At 70.7% G+C, this 20,292-nt stretch carries 16 protein-coding genes and 1 riboswitch; of the genes, 6 read left to right on the plus strand and 10 right to left on the minus strand.

What is annotated here, in order from left to right:
* Nucleotides 1-337: 337 nt before the first annotated feature.
* Complete coding sequence (locus D451_RS0106975; RefSeq protein ID WP_234305708.1) at nucleotides 338-673, minus strand: hypothetical protein; 336 nt, start codon at nucleotides 671-673, stop codon at nucleotides 338-340.
* A 211-nt stretch (nucleotides 674-884) separates the two neighbouring features.
* Between D451_RS0106975 and D451_RS0106980 the strand changes: the two genes are divergently transcribed.
* A complete protein-coding gene (locus D451_RS0106980; RefSeq protein ID WP_026124881.1) occupies nucleotides 885-2,141 on the plus strand; it encodes a helix-turn-helix domain-containing protein in 1,257 nt (418 codons plus the stop codon).
* 33 nt (nucleotides 2,142-2,174) lie between these two features.
* On the plus strand, nucleotides 2,175-2,648 hold the full coding sequence (locus D451_RS0106985; RefSeq protein WP_014909529.1) for a DNA-processing protein DprA: 474 nt from the start codon (nucleotides 2,175-2,177) through the stop codon (nucleotides 2,646-2,648).
* 30 nt (nucleotides 2,649-2,678) lie between these two features.
* Here D451_RS0106985 and D451_RS0106990 read toward each other — a convergent pair whose 3' ends face one another.
* Entirely contained in the window at nucleotides 2,679-3,839 is a 1,161-nt protein-coding gene (locus D451_RS0106990) for a site-2 protease family protein (protein ID WP_017533887.1), read from the minus strand.
* 49 nt (nucleotides 3,840-3,888) lie between these two features.
* Between D451_RS0106990 and D451_RS0106995 the strand changes: the two genes are divergently transcribed.
* From D451_RS0106995 to D451_RS0107010, 4 genes are all read left to right on the plus strand, one after another.
* On the plus strand, nucleotides 3,889-4,692 hold the full coding sequence (locus D451_RS0106995; protein ID WP_017533888.1) for a RecB family exonuclease: 804 nt from the start codon (nucleotides 3,889-3,891) through the stop codon (nucleotides 4,690-4,692).
* 52 nt (nucleotides 4,693-4,744) lie between these two features.
* Nucleotides 4,745-5,440 carry a response regulator gene (locus D451_RS0107000; protein ID WP_014912846.1) on the plus strand — a complete coding sequence of 232 codons (696 nt, stop codon included), beginning with the start codon at nucleotides 4,745-4,747 and terminating at the stop codon, nucleotides 5,438-5,440.
* A gap of 220 nt (nucleotides 5,441-5,660) precedes the next feature.
* On the plus strand, nucleotides 5,661-7,091 hold the full coding sequence (locus tag D451_RS0107005; RefSeq protein ID WP_014908456.1) for a threonine/serine exporter family protein: 1,431 nt from the start codon (nucleotides 5,661-5,663) through the stop codon (nucleotides 7,089-7,091).
* A 214-nt stretch (nucleotides 7,092-7,305) separates the two neighbouring features.
* Complete coding sequence (locus D451_RS0107010; RefSeq protein WP_014911825.1) at nucleotides 7,306-7,494, plus strand: DUF5999 family protein; 189 nt, start codon at nucleotides 7,306-7,308, stop codon at nucleotides 7,492-7,494.
* 102 nt (nucleotides 7,495-7,596) lie between these two features.
* On the opposite strand, the gene D451_RS0107015 is transcribed toward D451_RS0107010, so the two are convergent.
* The 8 genes from D451_RS0107015 to D451_RS0107050 all read right to left on the minus strand — a co-directional run bounded on the left by D451_RS0107015 (nucleotide 7,597) and on the right by D451_RS0107050 (nucleotide 20,223).
* Nucleotides 7,597-8,850, minus strand: a complete 1,254-nt coding sequence (locus tag D451_RS0107015; protein WP_017533889.1) for a tetratricopeptide repeat protein — start codon at nucleotides 8,848-8,850, stop codon at nucleotides 7,597-7,599.
* A 220-nt stretch (nucleotides 8,851-9,070) separates the two neighbouring features.
* A complete protein-coding gene (gene gcvP / locus D451_RS0107020) occupies nucleotides 9,071-11,968 on the minus strand; it encodes an aminomethyl-transferring glycine dehydrogenase (RefSeq protein ID WP_017533890.1) in 2,898 nt (965 codons plus the stop codon).
* A 97-nt stretch (nucleotides 11,969-12,065) separates the two neighbouring features.
* A riboswitch (glycine riboswitch) is annotated at nucleotides 12,066-12,156 on the minus strand.
* Between the two features lie 186 nt (nucleotides 12,157-12,342).
* The gene (locus D451_RS0107025; RefSeq protein ID WP_017533891.1) at nucleotides 12,343-12,831 is read right to left on the minus strand and encodes a MerR family transcriptional regulator; all 489 of its coding nucleotides are present in this window, start codon (nucleotides 12,829-12,831) and stop codon (nucleotides 12,343-12,345) included.
* 460 nt (nucleotides 12,832-13,291) lie between these two features.
* Nucleotides 13,292-13,765 carry a bifunctional nuclease family protein gene (locus D451_RS0107030; RefSeq protein WP_014913412.1) on the minus strand — a complete coding sequence of 158 codons (474 nt, stop codon included), beginning with the start codon at nucleotides 13,763-13,765 and terminating at the stop codon, nucleotides 13,292-13,294.
* Between the two features lie 170 nt (nucleotides 13,766-13,935).
* Nucleotides 13,936-14,478, minus strand: a complete 543-nt coding sequence (locus D451_RS0107035; RefSeq protein ID WP_014912302.1) for an FHA domain-containing protein — start codon at nucleotides 14,476-14,478, stop codon at nucleotides 13,936-13,938.
* 612 nt (nucleotides 14,479-15,090) lie between these two features.
* The gene (locus D451_RS0107040) at nucleotides 15,091-17,595 is read right to left on the minus strand and encodes a mannose-1-phosphate guanyltransferase (RefSeq protein WP_014912822.1); all 2,505 of its coding nucleotides are present in this window, start codon (nucleotides 17,593-17,595) and stop codon (nucleotides 15,091-15,093) included.
* A 199-nt stretch (nucleotides 17,596-17,794) separates the two neighbouring features.
* Entirely contained in the window at nucleotides 17,795-18,547 is a 753-nt protein-coding gene (locus D451_RS0107045) for a CDP-alcohol phosphatidyltransferase family protein (RefSeq protein ID WP_014912242.1), read from the minus strand.
* A 275-nt stretch (nucleotides 18,548-18,822) separates the two neighbouring features.
* A complete protein-coding gene (locus D451_RS0107050; RefSeq protein WP_014912041.1) occupies nucleotides 18,823-20,223 on the minus strand; it encodes a flavin monoamine oxidase family protein in 1,401 nt (466 codons plus the stop codon).
* Nucleotides 20,224-20,292 lie beyond the last annotated feature (69 nt).

Raw genomic sequence — 20,292 nt, forward strand, 5'->3', positions numbered from 1 at the left:
CCGGAGGAGAAGGGGGGATCCGCGCCGCCCCTGTCGGGGCCGAGGGGCCGGGCAAGGTCTGGAGCCCGGGTCTCGCCGTCTCGGGGAAAACGGCGGACCCGGGCCCGGAGGGGGCGCCCGACCCCGGGGAGGGAACGGCACTACCAGGCACCCGTCAAGGGGTGGAGGCCACCGCCCCGATCACGCACCGGGGCGGCTTCGGGTGTCGGGCGGGTCCGGAGCCCGCGCAGAGGGAGACTGGGTTCGGGCCTCGACCCGGACACCGCCCCACACCCGGGGCTGTGCCTTGGCACAGCCCGTACTCACGCGGGCCGCGACCCGCGTGTATGTCTTCTTCTCAGCCGTCCTCGACGGCCGCCATCACACCGACGATCCTGCGAACGGCGTCGGAGGTCCGCTCCACCGGCGTCAACGGGACCCCCGTCGACGAATCGGCCGTCCCGTCCCGGGACGGCCATCGCATCCACCACCACAGGTCTCCGCGGTGCGGCCGCAGGGCGGCGCCCTGAGGTCGGGCGGCGGGGCCCGTGTGGACGATGCCCCGGGCACCGTCCTCCCTGGCCTCGATCCCACGTGAACGCAGTTCGGTCGCCATCCCCCGCAGTGCCAGGGCGGCGAGGCCCTCGTACCTCGCCAGGCTCGGGCTCCCCGCGGGCGGCGTCTCCACGGTCACGTGTTCCGACCTCCTTCCGGCTCCGACGGCGACACCCGCCGGACCCACAACCCCACTGTGCCGCATCCCCGGGCCCTCGGAACGCCCGTATGCGGATCACGCATCACACCTTCTTTTTCACACATAGCCACCAAGGCGCTCCGGAATCCCTAACCTAAGGCCCATGCCCCAACCTGACGGCCTTCCCCAGGACCTGTGGACCCGACCGCGCATGGCCGCCGCTCTCGCGAGCTGCGACATCCCGACGGTCATCGAAGGCGTGCGCGCCGCGCGCGGCTGGTCCCAGGGCGAGCTCGCCCGAGAGCTCACCTACTCACAGAGCTGGGTCTCCCGCGTCGTCAACGGGCAGCAGTCCCTCACCGTCGGGCAGGTCCGGGAACTGGCACGGCGACTCGACATCCCGTTGCACCTGATCCGCTTCGGCGGCCTGCCGCAGGAGGGCACCATCCTGGGCCCGGCCCCCACGAGGCGACGCCCCGCGGGGGGCACGCTCGTGCCGGGCGGCATCGTCCTCCCGAACTTCCCGGCCCCGGGCGAACACACGGGCCACCACGGCGTCGACGAGACCACCGCCCCCGCCCTGCGCTCCATCACCGGCGGGCAGCGTCGCATGGACGCCACCTCGCCCGCGCGTCACCTGCTGCCCAGCGCGACCACTCACGTGCACCTGGCCGAGCAGATGCTCACGAGCTCGCGCGGGACACCCTTCCACACCGAACTCAGCGCCGCCGCCAGCGAGGCCTCCGGCTTCGCCGCCTGGCTCAACGCCGACCTCGGGGACATGGGATCGGCGCGTATGCACTACCGCACCGCCGTGATCCGAGCCCGCCAGGCGGGGATGCGGCTGCTCGACGTGTACATGCTGGGTTCGCTGGCCTCCTTCGAGATCGAGACCGCCGAGGATCCCGAGCTGGGGCTGGGGCTGGTCCAGGAGGCCGAACACGTTCTGGGCCCCGACGCGCACCCCACCGCCCGCGCCTGGCTGGCCTGTATCGGCGCCCTCGCCCACGCCGGCCTGGGCGATCGCGCGGCGGCCCTGGGCGCCCTGCGTCACGCGGAACGCGAGGTCTCCGGCCCCGACAACGCCCACCCGCCCTGGCCCTGGGTGTTCGCCTTCGACGAGGCCAAGGTCGCCGGCTACCGCGCCCTGGTGGGGGTACGTCTGCGCACCCCGCACGAGGCCCGCGCCGCCTTCGCCGAGGCCGTGGCGCCCTCTTCCCGCAACGTCAAGCAGTCCGCCCTGCTCAAGGTCGAGCTGGCCTCCGCCCACGCCGAGGCCGGGGACGTCGACGAGGCCTTCCGGCTGGCCCAGGAGGCCCTGACCACCGGGATGCGTTTCGCCTCCGAGAGGGTCATGGGCCGGGTGCGCTCCTTCCGCAAGGGCTATAGGGGTCCCCACGCGACCTGCGTCGAGGACCTCGACAACAGGCTTTCGACCCTGGTTACCTCCGTCCCCGACAATGGGTAGAAACCCGGCGCGAACGAACGACAGGGAGGTCATGTGATCCGTATCGGCATCACCGGGCACCGCAACCTGGCCCCGGAGGTGAGCGACCACGTCGCCGGGCTGGTCAGGGAGCACCTGGAGCCCCACGGACACGCCATGGTCGGGTTGTCCTGCCTCGCCGACGGGGCCGACTCGGTCTTCGCCGAGGTCGTCCTGGAGGCCGGCGCCCCGTTGGAGGCCGTCATCCCCGCCTCCGGCTACCGCGAGGCGCTGCCGGTCGAACACCACACGCTCTACGATCGTCTCCTGGCCCAGGCGGTCCTGGTCCACGAACTGCCGCACACCGCCTCCGAACCCCGGGCCCACATGGCCGCCGGACGTCTGCTCGTCGAACGGAGCGACCGGATCCTCGCGGTCTGGGACGGGCTCCCCGCGCGCGGTCCCGGCGGCACCGCCGACGTCGTCGCCTACGCCCGCGTCCTGGAACGCCCGGTCACGGTCCTGTGGCCCCAGGGGGTCCGACGCTGAGCGGACACGGACCCCCTCGCCCCCGGGGCCTCAGCTCCGCCCCCGCCCCGTCATCGCCGCGTTCACGTCGCTCGCCCGTAGGACACCGAACACGCCACCGTCCTCCTCCACCACCAGATACTCCGGCAGCGGATGGCGTACGAGCCGTTCCAAGAGCTCCTCGCCCTCCTCCCCCGCCGGCACCCGGGAGTACTCCGTCAACGCCCGTGCCACGTCCGAGACCGGTACCCAGGCGCGTCGGGCGTCGGAGATCGCCTCGGCCGCCGCGGGATGCATCACCGAGATCGGCGTCCCCGCCGAGTCGGCCACCACCACCGCCTCGGCGCCCGCCTCCCGGAGCATCGCGTCGGCCCGCGCCAACGGAAGATCGGCGGTCACCACCACGGCGGGGCGGGCGAGCTCCCGGGCGCGCAGCCCCGGCACCCGCGACCGCACCCGCGCGTTGCGCAGGGCCTCCCCGGCCCCCAGCCACATGAACCCGGCCAGGAAGAGCCCCCACGCCACGGCCCAGGGTCCCGGGGTGGTGCCCGCGCTCCACGCGAGCAGGAACGGCAGGGCGGCCACGCCCAAGGCCAGGATCCGGCCTCCCCATGCCGCGACCACACCGGCGGTGTGCGGCCGACCCGTCAGCTTCCAGACGCCGGCCCGCAACAGTCGTCCCCCGTCCAGGGGCAGCCCCGGCAACAGGTTGAACACGCCCACCAGCAGGTTGGCGATCCACAGTTGGAAGAGCAGTTCGCCGGTGACCGTGAACGGGTCGGCCAGCCGCGCCAGCCCGTACGCGCCCGCCGCCAGCACCAGGGACAGCAAGGGGCCGGAGAAGGCGATCCAGAACTCCCGTCCCGGGGTGGGCGCCTCCCTGTCGATCTCCGAGACCCCGCCCAGGACGTACAGCACGATCCGTCGCACCGGCAGTCCGTACCAGCGCGCCACCACCGAATGCGCCAGCTCGTGCACCAGGACCGACGCGTAGAGCAGCACCGCGAAGACGAAGGCCAACAGGTACGCCGAGGGGCCCAGGGCCAGACGGGTCTGGACGATTCCTCCGTAGACCAGCGTGATCAGCACCGCCACGATCCACCACGAGGAGGTCACGTAGACCGGCACCCCGAAGGGACGACCGATCAGTAACCCCGGCTTCCGGGAACGGGAGTCGGGGCGAGGCGCGGAGGGGTCACTACCGTTGGTCACGGCCCCAGACTATGACGACCCTCCGCCGGTCCTCTCATAGGCTCGGACCATGACCACCGCTCCGCTGCCGACCGCCCTCTCGCCCTCCCGGGCCTCCGACTTCCTGCAATGCCCGCTGCTCTTCCGTTTCCGAACGATCGACCGGCTTCCCGAGAAGCCCAGCGCCGCCGCGCTGCGCGGAACCCTGGTCCACGCCTGCCTGGAGCGCCTCTACGAGCTTCCGGCCGAGAGCCGGACCCCTCGGAGCGCGCTCGACCTGGTCGACCCGCAGTGGAAGCGGCTCCGGGAGAGCGACCCCGAGGTCGCCGAACAGCTCTTCCCCGACGGCGAGGGGCTCGACGCGTGGCTGGAGTCGGCCCGGAAGCTGGTCCGGCGCTACTTCGACCTGGAGAACCCGGTCACCCTGGAACCCCGGGAACGCGAGATGCGCCTCGAGGTGTCGTTGCCCACGGGTCTGCGCCTGCGGGGATACGTCGACCGTCTGGACGTGGCGCCCGCCGGCCAGATCAGAGTGGTCGACTACAAGACCGGGAAGTCGCCCCATCCCCGTTTCGAGGACAAGGCCCGCTTCCAGATCTTCTTCTACGCGGTCATGATCTGGCGCGATCTCGGGGTGGTCCCCGCCCGGCTCCAGCTCATCTACCTGGGCGACGGATCCGTGCGCTGGTACGACCCCACCGAGGAGGAACTCGCCGCGGCCGAGGCCGAGATCTCCGACATCTGGGAACGGATCGAGGCCGCCGGCCGCGCCGGTCGCTGGGAGCCCAAACGCAGCAAGCTCTGCGGTTGGTGCGAGCATCAGGCCCTGTGCCCGGAGTTCGGCGGCACCCCTCCCCCGCTGCCCACGGCCTGACATCGCCGTCGACGAGGGAGCGGTCACTCGGAGTATGCGGCAGAATCGAAGCGTGCCCGTCTCAGTTCTCCTCGTCGACGACCAGCCCCTCGTGCGGGCCGGTTTCCGGATGATCCTGGAAACGGCCCCGCACCTGTCCGTCGTGGGCGAGGCCTCCGACGGCCGCGAGGCCCTGCGCCGGGTCCGAGAGCTCCTCCCCGACGTGGTGCTGATGGACCTGCGCATGCCCGGCGTCGACGGGGTGCGCGCCACCGCGGACATCCTCGCCTGGGCCGCGCCCCTCGGGCACAAGGTGCGCGTGCTGGCCCTGACCACCTTCGACCTGGACGAGTACGCCATCGGAGCGCTGCGCGCGGGGGCCACCGGCTTCCTCCTCAAGGACGCGCCTCCGAGCGAGCTCATCGGCGCGGTGGAGGTGGTGGCCGACGGTTCGGCCGTGATCGCGCCGGCCGTCCTGCGCCGGCTCCTCGACCGCTTCTCCCCTCTCCTGCCCGACGTGGAGTCCGAACCCGAGACCGACGGGGCCGACCCCCTCACCTCCCGCGAACACGAGGTCCTGCGGCTGGTCGCCCGCGGCTGGTCCAACGCCGAGATCGCCGCACACCTCTTCTTGGGCGAGACCACCGTCAAGTCCCACGTGGGCAACATCCTCACCAAACTCGGCCTGCGCGACCGCGTCCAAGCGGTCGTCCACGCCTACGAAAGCGGACTCGTCCGCCCCGGACACGACCTTCCGTCCGACCACTGAACCCACCCACGGCACCCATCGAGAACGCCCTGGGACCGGCGCGTCGTCACTCGGCGCCGACCGCGCGCGTTGACAGGATGTCACCGGTGACCGAACTCACCGGTGCCTCCGTATCGCGCGGGCGAACCCCGCCGTCCGACCGGGCGTCCCTCTGTGGGACCACCGAGGCGGTGCGCCGAACAGCAGGGTGAGGGCGACGGCGAGAAAACGGAGTACAACGATGCCGAGCAAGCGGGGGCGGTCGGGGCCGCCGAGCGAGGAGATCATGCTCAGCCGGATGCGCGACTGGCGCGCCGAGCACGAGCGGGACCTGACCCCTGACGACCTCGACGACGAGCAGGACGTCAAGCTTCCCGACGCGCGGGCGATCAACCTGATCCTCCGCGTGGGCGAACTCATGCTGGCCAGTGGTGAGAGCACCGAGGCCGTCAGCGAGTCCATGCTGAGCCTTTCGGTGGCCTTCGACCTGCCCCGGTCGGAGGTCTCGGTCACCTTCACCACCATCTCGCTGTCCACCCACCCGGGCGGGGACAGCCCTCCGGTGACCGGTGAGCGGGTGGTGCGCCGCCGCACCCTGGACTACTTCAGGGTCAACGAGCTCCACACCCTCGTCCAGGAGGCCGCGCTCGGGCTCCTGGAACTGGAGGACGCCAACGCCCGGCTGGAGCAGATCCGCCGGGCCCGCATGCCCTACCCGAACTGGCTGATCGCCGTCGGCTTCGGCCTCATCGCCTCCAGCGCGAGCCTCATGGTGGGCGGTGGTCTGATCGTGGCGACCGTGGCCTTCCTCGCCACGGTGCTGGGCGACCGTACCGCGGTCTTCCTGGCCAATCGAGGCGTCGCCGAGTTCTACCAGATGGCCGCGGCCGCCCTCGTGGCCTCCAGTATCGGCGTGGCCCTGCTGTGGGTGAGCACCACCATGGACCTGGGCCTCCAGGCGGGCGCGATCATCACCGGTAACATCATGGCCCTGCTCCCCGGTCGTCCACTGGTCTCCAGCCTCCAGGACGGCATCAGCGGAAGCTACGTCTCCGCGGCGGCACGCCTGTTGGAGACCTTCTTCATCCTGGGCGCGATCGTCTCCGGGGTCGGCGCCGTGGCCTACACGGCGGTGCGTCTGGGCGTGAACATGGACCTGGAGAACCTGCCCTCGGCGGGTACCTCCATGGAGCCCCTGGTGCTGGTGGGCGCCGCCGGGATCGCGATGGCGTTCGCGATCTCCCTCGCGGTACCGCCCCGGATGCTGCCCTTGATCGGCTGCATGGGGGTGATGATCTGGACGATCTACGCGGGCCTTCGGCTGTTGTTGGAGGCGCCCCCCGTGGTGGGCACCGTGGCCGGAGCGGTGGCGGTGGGGGTGGTCGGTCACTGGCTGGCCCGGCGTACCCGACGTCCGGTACTGCCGTACCTGATCCCCTCGATCGCTCCACTCCTGCCCGGAAGCATCCTGTACCGAGGGTTGATCGAGATCACCCAGGGGACCGCGGTCGCCGGAATGCTCAGCCTGGCGGAGGCCATCATGGTGGCGCTGGCCCTGGGCGCGGGGGTCAACCTCGGTGGCGAGCTGGTGCGGGCCTTTCAGCGCGGCGGCCTGGCGGGCGCCGGTATGCGCGGCCGTCCCGCCGCCCGTCGAACCCGTGGTGGGTACTGACCCCGTCGTCTCCCGGTCGTCCGGGCCGTTCCCTCCTCGGCTCGGACGACGACACGCCGAATCGGCGAGAACCCTTTCCAGGTGGCGTGGATCTCATAGGGCGAGCGCGAACAGGAGGCGGCGATCACTGTTGTCGGACTGAAACGTCAACACCTTGTGATGTCAGCCACTACTGTTGGCCTCAACGACGCACACGACCGAAGGGGTCTTCATCATGTGCAGCCACGAACCTTCCTGCCCGTCCTTCGAGGACACCGATCGTGAGGCGGCCCGAGTCGTCTCCAGCCGCCCCGAACAGGGGTGGAGCCTGCTCTGCAACGGGGTCGTCCTCTTCGACGACACCGGCGAACTGCTCCCCGACGGAGTGATCGTCGCCCCGCACCGCCCCCGCGCCGCCGCCTGAGGACCCGTCTCCCGACCACCACGGTCGGGTCGACACCCGTGACACCTCCGAACGCCCCGCCCGGGAGACACACGATCCCGGGCGGCGCCGTGGCGACCGTCCTCAACGCGTGTCGGGCCACCCCTCGGGGAGCACGTCCTCTCCCACCGCCTCGGCCAGCCTGCGCCGGAAGTCCGCGTGCACGTCGGCGCCCCAGACCAGTTCGTCGGGGGTGCGCAACGCCTGCTCCATCGCCTCGCGCAGGACGGCCGGACGGGTCTCGCCCTCCACCGTCGGCATCGCCAGCAGGGCGTGCATGCGGCCGATGACCGCGAACAGCTCCCCGGCCAGGGCGGAGGCGCTGGAGGTCGCCTCGGCCTCCTCCAGGTACCCCTCCCACCACGGGACGGGGATCTCCTCCCCGTTCTCGTCCACGGGCCGGGCGAAGGGACGGCGCAGACGGCGCCGCACCTCGTCCACGACCTCGGGGTCACGGCTCTCCAACCCCGACCACCACACCCGCGCGGCCGAGTCCGGTTCACCTCGGAGGTTCAGCAGTCCGGCGAGGAGTTCCACCGCCGCGCCCGAGGTACGCGGCGCTGGGCGGGGCCACTCCTCGTCGGTCTCCACCGGACCCGGATCGGCGACCGACGCGGCGTCGGCGAGGGCCAGCTCCACGTGGGTCGCGGCCCGAAGAAGGCGCAGTTCGGGGTCGTCGGCGATCGCCAACCCCCGGTCGACCACGATCGCCGCGGTCTCCGCGTCCCCTCGGCCCAGCAGCCGACCGGCCAGGTCCCGAGAGGCCTCCAGGACGGTGGCGGTGTGGAGGGGGGCCATCCGTCCCTCCTCGGTCGGGGGAGCCAGGGCCGCCTCCCAGTGTTCCTCGGCCTCGGCCGTCTCGCCTCGCGTCTCCGCCTCACGGGCCAGCCCGTAGTGGGCCACCGCGGTGTAGGTCCGATCTCCCATGTCGAGCAGGCGTCGCCACACCCGGACGGCCTCCTCGTGTTCCCCCTCCTGTTCCAGGGAGAGCGCCAGGTGATATCCGGCTCGGGGGGCGTAACGGCCGTCGCCGGTGGCCAGGGCCCTGCGCGCGGCCTCTCGGGAGGCGGTCGTGTCTCCGCGTCGATCCTGGACCACGGCCAGCCCCAACAGGGCACGCGCCTGCGTCGCCGGTGGCGGGTTGGCCGCCACGGCCCGTCCATAGAGGCGGGCGGCCCGCTCCAGGTGTCCGTTCTCGACCAGGTCCCGGGCCTGATCGCACAGGTCGGAGGCGTCCTCGGGCCCGACCGTCGGCTCCTCGACGTCCTCGGGATCCACGGGGAGGGGTCGGGGGTCGGAGGGGCCGGAGCGAGCGGGAGTTCCGGACGTCGTGGTCATGCTTCCGCTTTCCGTGGGGGCGTGGAGACCGCGCGGTGGGGAGCGCGGATGTTCGGCTCGCCGCAACTCTAACGCGCTCTCCCCCGCCCTGGAGCGCCCCTCCCGTGGCGGGTCCCGGTCATGGGAGGACCACGCGCACCCGCCCTCGCGCGAAGAGGAGGGCGGGGCGCCGACCCGTGTCGACGCCCCGCCCCTCGTCCCACGCCCGGCGGTGTAAGGCCTACAGCTCGAAGGCCTCCGGCGGCGGGCAGGAGCAGACCAGGTTGCGGTCACCGTAGGCCTGGTCGATCCGGCCGACCGGCGGCCAGTACTTGTCCTGACGCAGCGACGGCAGCGGATAGGCCGCCACCTGACGGCTGTAGCCGTGCCCCCACTCGTCGGCGGTCAGGGCCTCGGCGGTGTGCGGGGCGTTGCGCAGCGGGTTGTCGTCGGCATCCCACTCACCGGTCGTGACCTTGTCGATCTCACCGCGGATGGAGATCATCGCCTGGACGAACCGCTCCAGCTCCGCGAGGTTCTCGCTCTCGGTGGGCTCCACCATGAGCGTGCCGTTGACCGGGAAGGACATGGTCGGCGCGTGGAAGCCGTAGTCCATCAGGCGCTTGGCGACGTCCTCGTTGCTGATCCCGCAGGCCTTCTGGAGGGGGCGGATGTCGATGATGCACTCATGCGCGACCAGACCGCCGGCGCCGGTGTAGAGCACCGGGAAGTAGGGCTCCAGACGCTTGGCGATGTAGTTGGCCGAGAGCACCGCGGTCTCGGTGGCCGAACGCAGCCCCTGCTCGCCCATCATCCGCACGTAGGCCCAGGAGATCGGCAGGATTCCGGCGGATCCGAAGGGGGCGGCCGAGACCGGTCCGGAACCGGTGTGCGGGCCCGCCTCGGGCTGTCCGGGGTGGTTGGGCAGGAAACCGGCCAGGTGCGAACGGACCGCGACCGGGCCCACGCCCGGGCCGCCGCCCCCGTGCGGGATGCAGAAGGTCTTGTGCAGGTTCAGGTGGCTGACGTCGGCGCCGAACTCGCCCGGCTTGGCCCAGCCCAGGAGGGCGTTCAGGTTGGCGCCGTCCACGTAGACCTGGCCGCCGGCCTCGTGGACCAGGCGGCACACCTCGGTGATGGTGTCCTCGTACACGCCCGCGGTGGAGGGGTAGGTGACCATGATGGCCGCCAGGTCCTCCGCGTGACGGGCGGTCTTGGCGCGCAGGTCCTCCAGATCGACGTTGCCGTCGTCGTCACAGGCCACGACGGCCACGCGCATCCCTGCCATGACGGCGCTGGCCGCGTTGGTCCCGTGGGCGGAGCTGGGGATCAGGCACACGTCGCGGTGGCTCTGACCGCGGGAACGGTGGTAACCGCGGATGGCGAGCAGACCGGCGAGTTCGCCCTGGGAGCCGGCGTTGGGCTGGAGGGAGACGGCGTCGTAGCCGGTGACCTCGGCCAGCCAGGCCTCCAGGTCGCGGATGAGCGCCACGCTGCCGGCCGCCTGGTCCAGAGGGGCGAACGGGTGCAGGCCCGCGAACTCCGGCCAGGTGATGGACTCCATCTCCGCGGTGGCGTTGAGCTTCATGGTGCACGACCCCAGCGGGATCATCGTGCGGTCCAGCGCCAGGTCGCGGTCGGACAGACGGCGCATGTAGCGCAGCAGGGAGGTCTCGCTGCGGTGGGTGTTGAAGACCTCGTGGGTGAGGTAGTCGACGCCGCGCGCCAGGTCGGCGGGCAGACGGTCGGCGGCCTCGTCCACGGCCACCGGGCCGCGCTCGGCGCCCCGGTCGGCCTCGCCGAAGGAGGCCAGGACCTTGCCCAGGGTGTCGACGGTGGTCGTCTCGTCCACGCTCAGGCCGACGGTGCGCTGGTCGACGGCGAGCAGGTTGATCCCGCTCTCCAGGGCGCGTTCGACGACCTGGTCGGCACTGGGCACGCGCACGCGCAGGGTGTCGAAGTAGGACGAGTGGACCACGTCGAAGCCGCGTCGGGTGAGGGCGTCGGCCAGGGCCGCGGTGCGGGTGTGCACCTGACGGGCGATGGCGCGCAGGCCGTCGGGGCCGTGGTAGACGCCGTACATGCCGGCCATGATCGCCAGCAGCACCTGGGCGGTGCAGATGTTGCTGGTGGCCTTCTCACGACGGATGTGCTGTTCACGGGTCTGGAGGGCCAGACGGTAGGCGGGCTTGCCGGCGTTGTCCACCGAGACGCCGACCAGACGGCCGGGCAGCTGGCGACGGAGCTTCTCGCCCACGGACATGTAGCCGGCGTGCGGGCCGCCGAAGCCGAGCGGAACGCCGAAACGCTGGGTGGAGCCGACCGCGATGTCGGCGCCCAGGTCGCCGGGGCTGCGCAGCAGCGTGAGGGCGAGGATGTCCGCGGCGACCACGGCCAGGGCCCCTCGCTCGTGCGCCCGGGCGATCACGGAGGAGGGGTCGCGGACCACACCGCTGGAGGCGGGGTACTGCACCAGGACACCGAAGGCCTCGCCTTCGGGCAGGCCCTTGGTCAGGTCGGCGACGACGACCTCGATGCCCAGGGGCTCGGCCCGGGTGCGCAGCACCTGGAGGGTCTGCGGGAAGACGTCGGAGTCGACGACGAACACGTCGCTCTTGACCTTGGAGGCGCGGCGGGCCAGGGTCATGGCCTCGGCGGCGGCGGTCGCTTCGTCCAGGAGGGAGGCGCCGGTGATCGGGAGGCCGGTCAGGTCCGAGACCATGGTCTGGAAGTTGAGGAGGGCCTCCAGCCGGCCCTGGGAGATCTCCGGCTGGTAGGGCGTGTAGGCCGTGTACCAGGCGGGGTTCTCCATGATGTTGCGCAGGATGACCGGCGGGGTGAGCGTGTCGTAGTAGCCCAGGCCGATCAGCGAGGTGTGCGGACGGTTGCGCGAGGCCAGGGCCCGCAGCTCGTCCAGGGCCTCGGCCTCTCCGATCGCCTCGGGCAGGTCCAGCGGGGCGTGGCGCCCGGGGCCGGTGAGGATGGACTCGGGGACGGCGGCGGTCATGAGCTCCTCGGTGGAGGAGTGCCCCACCGTCTTGAGCATCTCTTCGACCTCGGCCGGTGTGGGGCCGATGTGCCGGTCGGCGAAGACCCTGGCGGGCGCGCCCGGGTTCGGGACGTTCGACGGGTCAGTCACGGAGACCTCCTGGTGACAGGGCCGATGTGATCGGCGGTGTTCCTCACGGTCTCCCCCTCTGTCACCGGGCACGGCGGTGCCCAGGCTTCAGAGCGGCCTCCTCCGCGCGGTCCGTGGTGCCTGAGAGGTTACTGGGGAGTATTGCCCCGTCGGCGCCCCGTTGCCGAGGTCTCTCCCGCGCGGTATCGACAGCCTGCTGACGCTCTGTACATAGATCCAAGCAGGAGGAATGTCGGGTTTCCTCCTGTTGTGACTACGACCGTACTCGATCGGGGCCCGGTTCACCGAGCCAGGGCACGCCTTTCTCCCACCGCACACGGAGAATCACACGAACCCCTCGGGCCCCACCACGACCACGTTCGCCTTCGCCGGGCTCAGCCGGTGCGCCGCTCCCTGCGCCGACGGGCCAGCTCGTCGACCGGCTGGGGCGCGGAGGCGGGAAGCTCCGAACGATCCTCGGCCGGAACGACCCCCAGGGCCTCCTCCAGCTCACGGGCCACGTTGGCCAACGCCAGCCCGAACATGCCCTGACCGCACTGCATGAGGTCGACGACCTCCTCGGGAGAGGTGCACTCGTAGACGCTCACACCATCGCTCATGAGGGTGATGCGGGCCAGCTCACCGGCGGGGCGGCCCCGCAGATGGTCCACGGCCGTACGGATCTGCTGAAGGGAGATCCCGGTGTCCAGGAGGCGCTTGGCCACCTTGAGCATGAGGATGTCCGGGAGACTGTACAGGGGCGCGTTATGGGCGCCTGAGCGCACGCTCGGCTCCACCAGGCCGGTTCTGGCCCAGTAGTCGAGCTGTCGATAGGTGATCCCGGCGGCGGTACACGCCGCGGGTCCCCTATACCCGACGTCCATAGGCAGCGCCACCACGTCCTCTTCGCACAGTAGGCCCTGCTGCCCCGCTAGCCGCAGCGCGGACCGCCTGTCTTCGGGATCCCGCTTGCCGCTCGCTACCGCCACGCCGACCTCCGGCTTCTCGTCCCACGGCGGCATCGACAGGGGAAAGTCCACTCAGGGAAGGGGCGCGCCGTGGGTTCCACAGCACCGAAGGTAAAGCGGCGCCACGGCAGCGTCAACGAGGCCGCGCGGCGCGTCGCCAACTACGCGTTGCGACGACTCCGCCCGGCCGACGGCTCCGATGGGCCCGCGGCTCCAGGGGGTTTCGGCTGTGGTCTCCACGACCAATCCCTCATCCCAATCTATCACTGAGACCCGCGACGAAGCCGCAGGTCAAGGCCGTGTCCTCGGTGGAGACGCTCTCGCCTCCCGAGAACACGGAACGGGACCCGCGCTCGGCGCGGATCCCGTCGCGTGTTCACGTACTACGTCGCCCGAAATCCTCGGGAGAGATATTGTCCAGGAACTCCCGGAACGCCTCGACCTCGTCCTCCTGCTCGTCCGGGATCGGCATCCCCGCCTCGTCGATCACGTCCTCGTGAGCGTAGATCGGGGTTCCGGTCCGCAGCGCCAGGGCGATGGAGTCCGAGGGCCTGGCACTGACCTCCACACCGTTGCTGAAGACCAGCTCGGCGTAGAAGATGCCATCGCTCAACCCGGTGATCCTCACCGTCTCCAGGCCGGTGTCCAGGGCGTCGAGGACGTCCCGGAACAGGTCGTGGGTGAGGGGCCGGGCGGGGGCCACACCCTGCTGGGCCAGTGCGATGGCGGTGGCCTCCACACCACCGATCCAGATCGGCAGGTAGCGGTCACCCTCGGTCTCCTTGAGCAGGACAATCGGTTGGTTCGAGGGCATCTCAACCCGGACGCCGACGACCTCCATGTGCTTCACAGCGTCTCCGTCCCACGAGTCGTCATGCCGGCTGGGCGCTCGTCCCTGCTCCCCCGTTGGATCAGGACCCGAGGGCGAAATCGGCACCCTTCGTTACAAAGCTCTCCGGAGGCGGGGGGCCGCAAACCTCTCCGGCCCTCCCGCCCCCGTCGACCGTGGTCAGCGATCCGTCATCGGCGCGGCTTGGTCAACAGGACCATGCGGAACTTGCCGATCTGGATCTCGTCCCCACCGCCCAACTCGGCCTCGTCCACCGGCTCGCGGTTGACGTAGGTACCGTTGAGGCTTCCGACGTCACGGACTCCGAACCCGTTGCCACGGCGGAAGAACTCCACGTGGCGCCGGGAGACGGTGACGTCGTCGAGGAAGATGTCGCTGTTGGGGTGACGCCCGGCGGTGGTCACGTCGCTGTCCAGCAGGAAACGGCTTCCCGCGTTCGGGCCACGACGGACCACGAGCAGAGCGGTGCCCGGAGGAAGCGCGTCGGCGCTGGCGGGGTCGTCCCCGCCGAGCTCATCGCCCGATTCCTCTTCCTCCAGCGCCTGTATTCCGGAGATGGAGATGGTCGAGGTGACATCTCCCGCGGAGTCCCCGCCCGCGGTGGGCCGTGGGCTCTGCTGGTCGGCCCTGCGGAGGGGGGTTCCACAGTGGGAGCAGAAACGGGCATCATCCGCAACGGCGTGACCGCACTGCGTGCAGTAAACGCTCGACATAGGTCGGCTCGGCCTCCTACCGCACGGGGCGGTGCTTGATTCGGCTGATCGGTGGCGCGTTCCGAACGTGCGACGGACACGGTGCCCGCCCACCATCCGGAACACGGCGGGGCGGCCCACTGTCGCGGCAGTGGAACGACCCGCACGGTCGGTCGCTAGGTCTCATCCCCCATGTTGTACTCCTTGTCACCCCCCGTTGGGTATCCGCCGTTGCCGGGACGCCCGTTCGGGTGATGACACGGTGCTTCAGGGAACACTCGACTTTAAACCATATCCCTGCCCAGGCAGGGTTCCGCTCCCCTCGGCCGGCCGCGAACACCCTCGATTCGCGTGCGCGTTCCGCGGTCGGCGGTTCCCCACCGGCCCTCCGCCCGGTCGGCGGCGGACCCGTTCAAGGACCATCACTCGTCCTGGAAGTGATGCCGTGCGCGGGCGTTTGGTTCACGCGAACGCGCGACGGATTTTCGAGGACTTCCCCCGCCGGCATTGACCTGCGTCTTTCGCGGGCCCTCTCGGCGAGGTGAACGGCGGGAAAAGAGCGGGAGACCGGGACGACCGGGCACGCCTCGCGGGCGTGGGCGACCTCTTCGCCCACGCCCGCGAGGACGCGCGTCAGCCCTCGGCCGACTCGACCACGGCCGCCCACTCGTCCAGAAGCCGCTGCACCCTGTCCGGATCGGGACCTTCGGCCCAAAGATGGGTGACGGCCTCGGCCGTGTCCGGAAGGACCAGGGCCCAGCTTCCGTCGGGTTCGATCACCCGGACACCGTCGGTGGTGTCCAGCTCCCGGTCGCCGGCGGCCTCCACGACGGCGCGCATGACGCTGCCCTTGATCGCCCAGGGCGTGGGCACCGAACGGCGCAGCAGGTGCGCCTGGGGGATCGCCCGCTCGATCTGACCGAGCGACCGGCGTGTCCTGGCCACCAGGCCCAGCAACAGCACGAAGGCCGCGATGCCGTCACCGGTGGGGCTGAACTCGGGGACGACGAACCCGCCGCGGCCGTCGCCGGCGAGGACGATCGTGTCCCCTTCGGCCCGGACCGCCTTGGTCAGCTCGTCCGTGGCGGTCGCCGTCCAGCGCACCTGCGCCCCGTGCGACCGGGCCACGCGCTCGGCCACCCGGGTCGTGGTCACCGGCAGGGCCACGGTGCCGCCGCCCCGCTCGGCGGTGACCAGGTCCAGGACCACCAACAGCGCGCGGTCGTCGTCGACCAGTTCACCGTTCTCGTCCACGATGGACAGCCGCTCGGCCACCGGGTCGAAGCGCACGCCGAAGTCGGCGCCCGATCCGGACACCAGTTCGCCCAGCCGTTCCAGGTCGCGCATCCTCTTGGCGACGGTGTCGGTGGGCGAGGCCTCGTCCAATCGGTTGTTGACGGTGAGCACGTCCACCCCGATCCGCCCCAGCAGGGAGGGCAGGATGAGCGAGCCCGTGCCGCCCGCGCAGTCCACGACCACCTTCAACCTCGCCTCGGCCACCCCGGAGGTGTCCACGGCCCTCAGGAGGTCGTGCGAGTAGTTCTCCACGTTGCGCGCGGGGAAGGACAGTTCACCGATCTCCCCAGGGAAGGCACGACGGTACTCGGCGCGGGAGAAGACCCGGTCGAGCTTGCGCTGGGCCCCCGGCGAGAGGTCGGCCCCCTCACCGTCGAGGAAGATGATGTCCACCGACTCGGGGTCGCCCGGACTGGTGCGGACGGTGATACCGCCGCTGATCCCGCTCTGCGCGGTGTGGAACCGTGCCACCGGCAACGGCACGACCTCCAGGTCGCGCACTTCGATGGCGGCCGCCGTGAGCGCGCTGATGATCGCCCGCTTGAGCGTGCGTGCGGCCCGCGAGACGTCGCGCGAGGTGGTGACGACCGCGCCCTTCTTGAGGGTGGTCGCGTAGGCGTTGGCGAGCCGGACCGCCAACTCCGGGGTGATCTCGACGTTGATCAGCCCGGACACGCCCCGGGGTCCGAACAGCGAACGCTGCCCGCGCGACTCCCAGACGACGTTGGTACTGACCACCGCCCCGGCCTCGATGGTCTTGAAGGGGTAGACCTTGACGTCGTTGTGCAGGTAGGCCTCGGACTCGATGACGCAGTCCTCGCCGACGACCGCGCCCTCCTCGATCCGGACCGCCGCCATCACGTCGGTGTTCTTGCCGATCACGGTGCCGCGCAGGTTGGCCCCACGACCGATGAACACGTTGTCGTGCAGGACCGTGCGATGCGCGAAGGCCTCGGCCCGGACCACGGCGTTGCTGCCCACGACGGTGTACTCCCGAAGCTCCGCCCCGGGCTCGACCTTGGCGTAGTCACCGATGTAGAGCGGGCCCTTGAGGATCGCCGCGGAGCTGACCTCGGCGCCCTCGCCGACCCACACGCCCGGCGACACCTCGAAGCCGTCGATCTCGACGTCGACCTTGCCGGAGAGCACGTCGGCCTGGGCGCTCAGATAGCTCTCGTGGGTGCCCACGTCCTCCCAGTAGCCCTCGGCCACGTAGCCGTAGATGGGCTCGCCCTCTTCCAGGAGTTCCGGGAAGACGTCGCCGGACCAGTCGACCACCTCGCCCTCGGCGACGCGTTCGAGGACCTCGGGCTCCATGATGTAGATACCGGTGTTGACGGTGTCGGAGAAGACCTGACCCCAGGTCGGCTTCTCCAGGAACCGTTGGACGCGCCCCTGGTCGTCGACGATGATGATGCCGAACTCCAGCGGGTTCGGCACCCGCTTGAGGGCGATGGTCACCTTGGCGCCGCGTTCCTTGTGGAAGCGGACCATGTCGGTGAGGTCGATGTCGGTCAGCGCGTCACCGGAGATGACGATGAACGGCTCTCCGCGCAGGTGTTCCTCGGCGTTCTTCACACTGCCCGCGGTCCCCAGGGGGACCTCCTCGGCGACGTAGTGGAGCTTCATGCCGAGCTCCTCGCCGTCGCCGAAGTAGTTGCGGATGAGCGTGGCCAGGAACTGGACGGTGACGACGGTCTCGGTGAAGCCGTGCTTGCGCAACAGACGCAGCACGTGCTCCATGATCGGTCTGTTGACCACCGGAAGAAGTGGCTTGGGCTGGTTGGCGGTCATGGGGCGCAGGCGCGTGCCCTCGCCGCCCGCCATCACGACGGCCTTCATCGGGGGTACGGCGGTCGTGGGTTCCTCGTGGGGCCCGGTCATCGCCCGGCCCTCCGTGGAGAGGTACCGTCCGCGAGGACGGGGATCAGGTGTTCGGAGCACGCGCCATCACGCGTGGTGGGACATGTTCTCATGGCGGAGACGACACTCCCTTTCGATCCGACAGGTCCGCGGTGAGCCGGCCCGCCGGTGTTCCGAATCAGGGCATGGTGCCGCCCTGATCCCTGTGGCCCCTTGGATCCGGGCCCTCGGGTTCCGCGCCGGGGTCGCCGTCGACGGTCGCCGGTGCGGTCGGATCGTGTCGATCCGTGTGCCCACCCCGCGTGTCACCGTCGGGGACTCCCGTGCGAACACCTTCGTGATCGGTACGTTCGGCGCGGCGGGTCTGGTCGATCAGGCGCAGTCCCTGTACGGCGTAGAGCGAACCGGCCCACCAGTAAAGAGCCGTTCCCCACAGAGCGAAGGCCCAACCTATAATCCTCGCCACATCAGCGACGAGAGACGCGTACTCGGCCACGAACAACAGGGGAAACGAGTACAACAGGCACAACGTCGCGGCCTTGCCGGCGAAGTTCACCGGCAGCGGCCCATAGCCGAAGTGGCGCAGCAGGGGCAGGGCCCCGATGATGAGGACGTCGCGCAGGACCAGGATGGCCATCAGCCACCACGGGACGATGCCCCGGATGACCAGACCCAGCAGGGCGGCGAAGATGTAGAGCCGGTCGGCGAGCGGGTCGAGGAACTGCCCCAGCCGGGAGGCCTGGTTCCAGGCCCGGGCGATCTTGCCGTCCAACCAGTCGCTGACCCCCGCGAAGGCCAGGACCAGGAGCGCCCACCAGTCGGCCTCGGGCACCAGCACGAGCCAGAGGAACAACGGTACGCCCAACAACCGGAGCATGCTCAACAGGTTGGGAACCGTCCAGATGCGGTCACTGACCACCGGGCCGGCCACACTGCCCCCCGCCTCGTGTCTGCCTTCTTCCGCGGATCGCCCCATAGCGCCCACGATAACGGCGGGGTCCGTCTCCCCCGCCACCGCGCGTCCCGTCGCGCCCTCGTGGCGCCCCGGAACGGCCGCCCGCTAATCGTATCCTGTACGGACTCACCGCGTGACCCGGTGATCACCTGGGCTTTCGGGGCCGGAAGGGACCGGAGGCGGGCCGCTCTCACGGCCACTATCGGCCAAGGCGGTGGACACGCTCGGGAGCGACGCCCGGCGAAGGCCCCTCAGTCGCGCGCCAGGATCCGCTCGGCCTCGCGCAACCCCGAGAGCAGGGCCCCGTGGACCGTGGCGCTGTGCTCCAGATCGGTGGCCTCGCCGGCGAAGAAGACGCGGTCCTCGATCGGTTCGGCCAGGGCGACGCGATCGGAGTCGCCCGAACCGACGGCGGTGAAGGAGAACCCGCCTCGCGCAAAGGGGTCGTCCATCCAGTGCGTCAGGTAGTGGTCGATCGGGTCCGGGGCCTTCTTGAACATGCTCCGCAGCGAGGCCATGGCGTGCTCGACCACCTCACCGTCCTCCATGCCGGCCAGGAAGCGGGCCGCGTCCCCACCGTTGCGACAGACCAGTACCGGGGTGCCGAACACGTTCTGCCCGGCGTACCAGTGGAACCAGGTGCCCTCCTCCGTGCCCAGGTGCACCAGCACCTCGGCGTCGCCCCAGAAGACGTCGTCGAAGCGCAGGAAGAGCTTCTCCAGACGGCCGTTGCCCAGACGTTCCACCGCGTCGCGCTTGTCCTCCGGAAGCGGCGGATCGAAGTCGATCGTCCCCGCCTTGAGGACCCCGAGCGGAAGGGTGAGCACGACACGGTCGGCGGTCAGGGTCTCCTCGCCGTCTGGCGTCTCCACGCGTACGCGGACACCGTCCGCGTCGTGGGCCACGGACAGGACCACGTGTTCGTGGCGTACGTCCAGCCCCCGCGCCAGGTGGTCGGTGAGCTCCCCCATGCCGTCGGGGAAGACGACGTCGTCGCCGCTGAACTCGTGGGTGGAGCCGACGGCGGTGAAGGAGATCTCGTCGGCCTCCGCGCCGTGGTCGGCCTCGGCGATGCGGTGGACGATCTCGGTCGCGTCCCTGGCGCGGGAACGGACCAGGTTCACGTCGTAGAGGGCGTGCTCGATCCCCTGCTCCATGGACTGGTCCTCGGTCGCGCCGACCGTCGCCCAGTACATGTGCTCGTGCAGGAGGTTGACGTCCTCCATGTTGCGGCGGTGACGATCGAAGAGGAGACGGCGCCCCTTGGGGTCGTAGGCGGTCTCGGTGGAACGGTTGAACGTGGCCGTGCGCGCACCCGAGTCGCGCACCAGCCGGGAGAGCGGGTTGTTCTCCTCACCGCGCATCCAGGAGGCCCCGGCGTCCAGGGTCACGCCGTCCCAGGTCCGCACCGAGTGGATGCGACCGCCCAGGCGGTCCCGCGCCTCCAGGACGGTGACCCGCTCCCCGCGCTCGGCGAGCAGATCGGCCGCGGCCAGACCGGCCATACCGGCGCCGACGACGATCGTGTGACCGCGCCCCTCCTCGGCCCGACGCCCGCGAGGTTCGGGCTCGGCCTCCGGCTCACGACCGCTCTCGTCACCGGAGACCTCCTCCTCGACGATCTCCGCGCCCACGTCCTCGGTCCCGGTCATCGCGCTCCCCCTGTCGTGTCGGCGGCCGACAAGTGCGACCTTAAGCTTCCACGCTCCCCCGACCTGGGA

Origin of the sequence: Nocardiopsis alba DSM 43377, assembly GCF_000341225.1 — a bacterium.
Taxonomy (GTDB): Bacteria; Actinomycetota; Actinomycetes; order Streptosporangiales; family Streptosporangiaceae; genus Nocardiopsis; species Nocardiopsis alba.

What these genes read in the sequence shown, in the direction of transcription:
- D451_RS0106980 (WP_026124881.1), top strand. Translation starts at nt 885, where the DNA reads ATGGCCGCCGCTCTCGCGAGCTGCGACATCCCGACGGTCATCGAAGGC.
- D451_RS0106995 (WP_017533888.1), top strand. Translation starts at nt 3,889, where the DNA reads ATGACCACCGCTCCGCTGCCGACCGCCCTCTCGCCCTCCCGGGCCTCC.
- D451_RS0107005 (WP_014908456.1), top strand. Translation starts at nt 5,661, where the DNA reads ATGCCGAGCAAGCGGGGGCGGTCGGGGCCGCCGAGCGAGGAGATCATG.
- D451_RS0107010 (WP_014911825.1), top strand. Translation starts at nt 7,306, where the DNA reads ATGTGCAGCCACGAACCTTCCTGCCCGTCCTTCGAGGACACCGATCGT.
- D451_RS0107015 (WP_017533889.1), bottom strand. Translation starts at nt 8,850, where the DNA reads ATGACCACGACGTCCGGAACTCCCGCTCGCTCCGGCCCCTCCGACCCC.
- D451_RS0107025 (WP_017533891.1), bottom strand. Translation starts at nt 12,831, where the DNA reads ATGGACGTCGGGTATAGGGGACCCGCGGCGTGTACCGCCGCCGGGATC.
- D451_RS0107035 (WP_014912302.1), bottom strand. Translation starts at nt 14,478, where the DNA reads ATGTCGAGCGTTTACTGCACGCAGTGCGGTCACGCCGTTGCGGATGAT.
- D451_RS0107040 (WP_014912822.1), bottom strand. Translation starts at nt 17,595, where the DNA reads ATGAAGGCCGTCGTGATGGCGGGCGGCGAGGGCACGCGCCTGCGCCCC.
- D451_RS0107050 (WP_014912041.1), bottom strand. Translation starts at nt 20,223, where the DNA reads ATGACCGGGACCGAGGACGTGGGCGCGGAGATCGTCGAGGAGGAGGTC.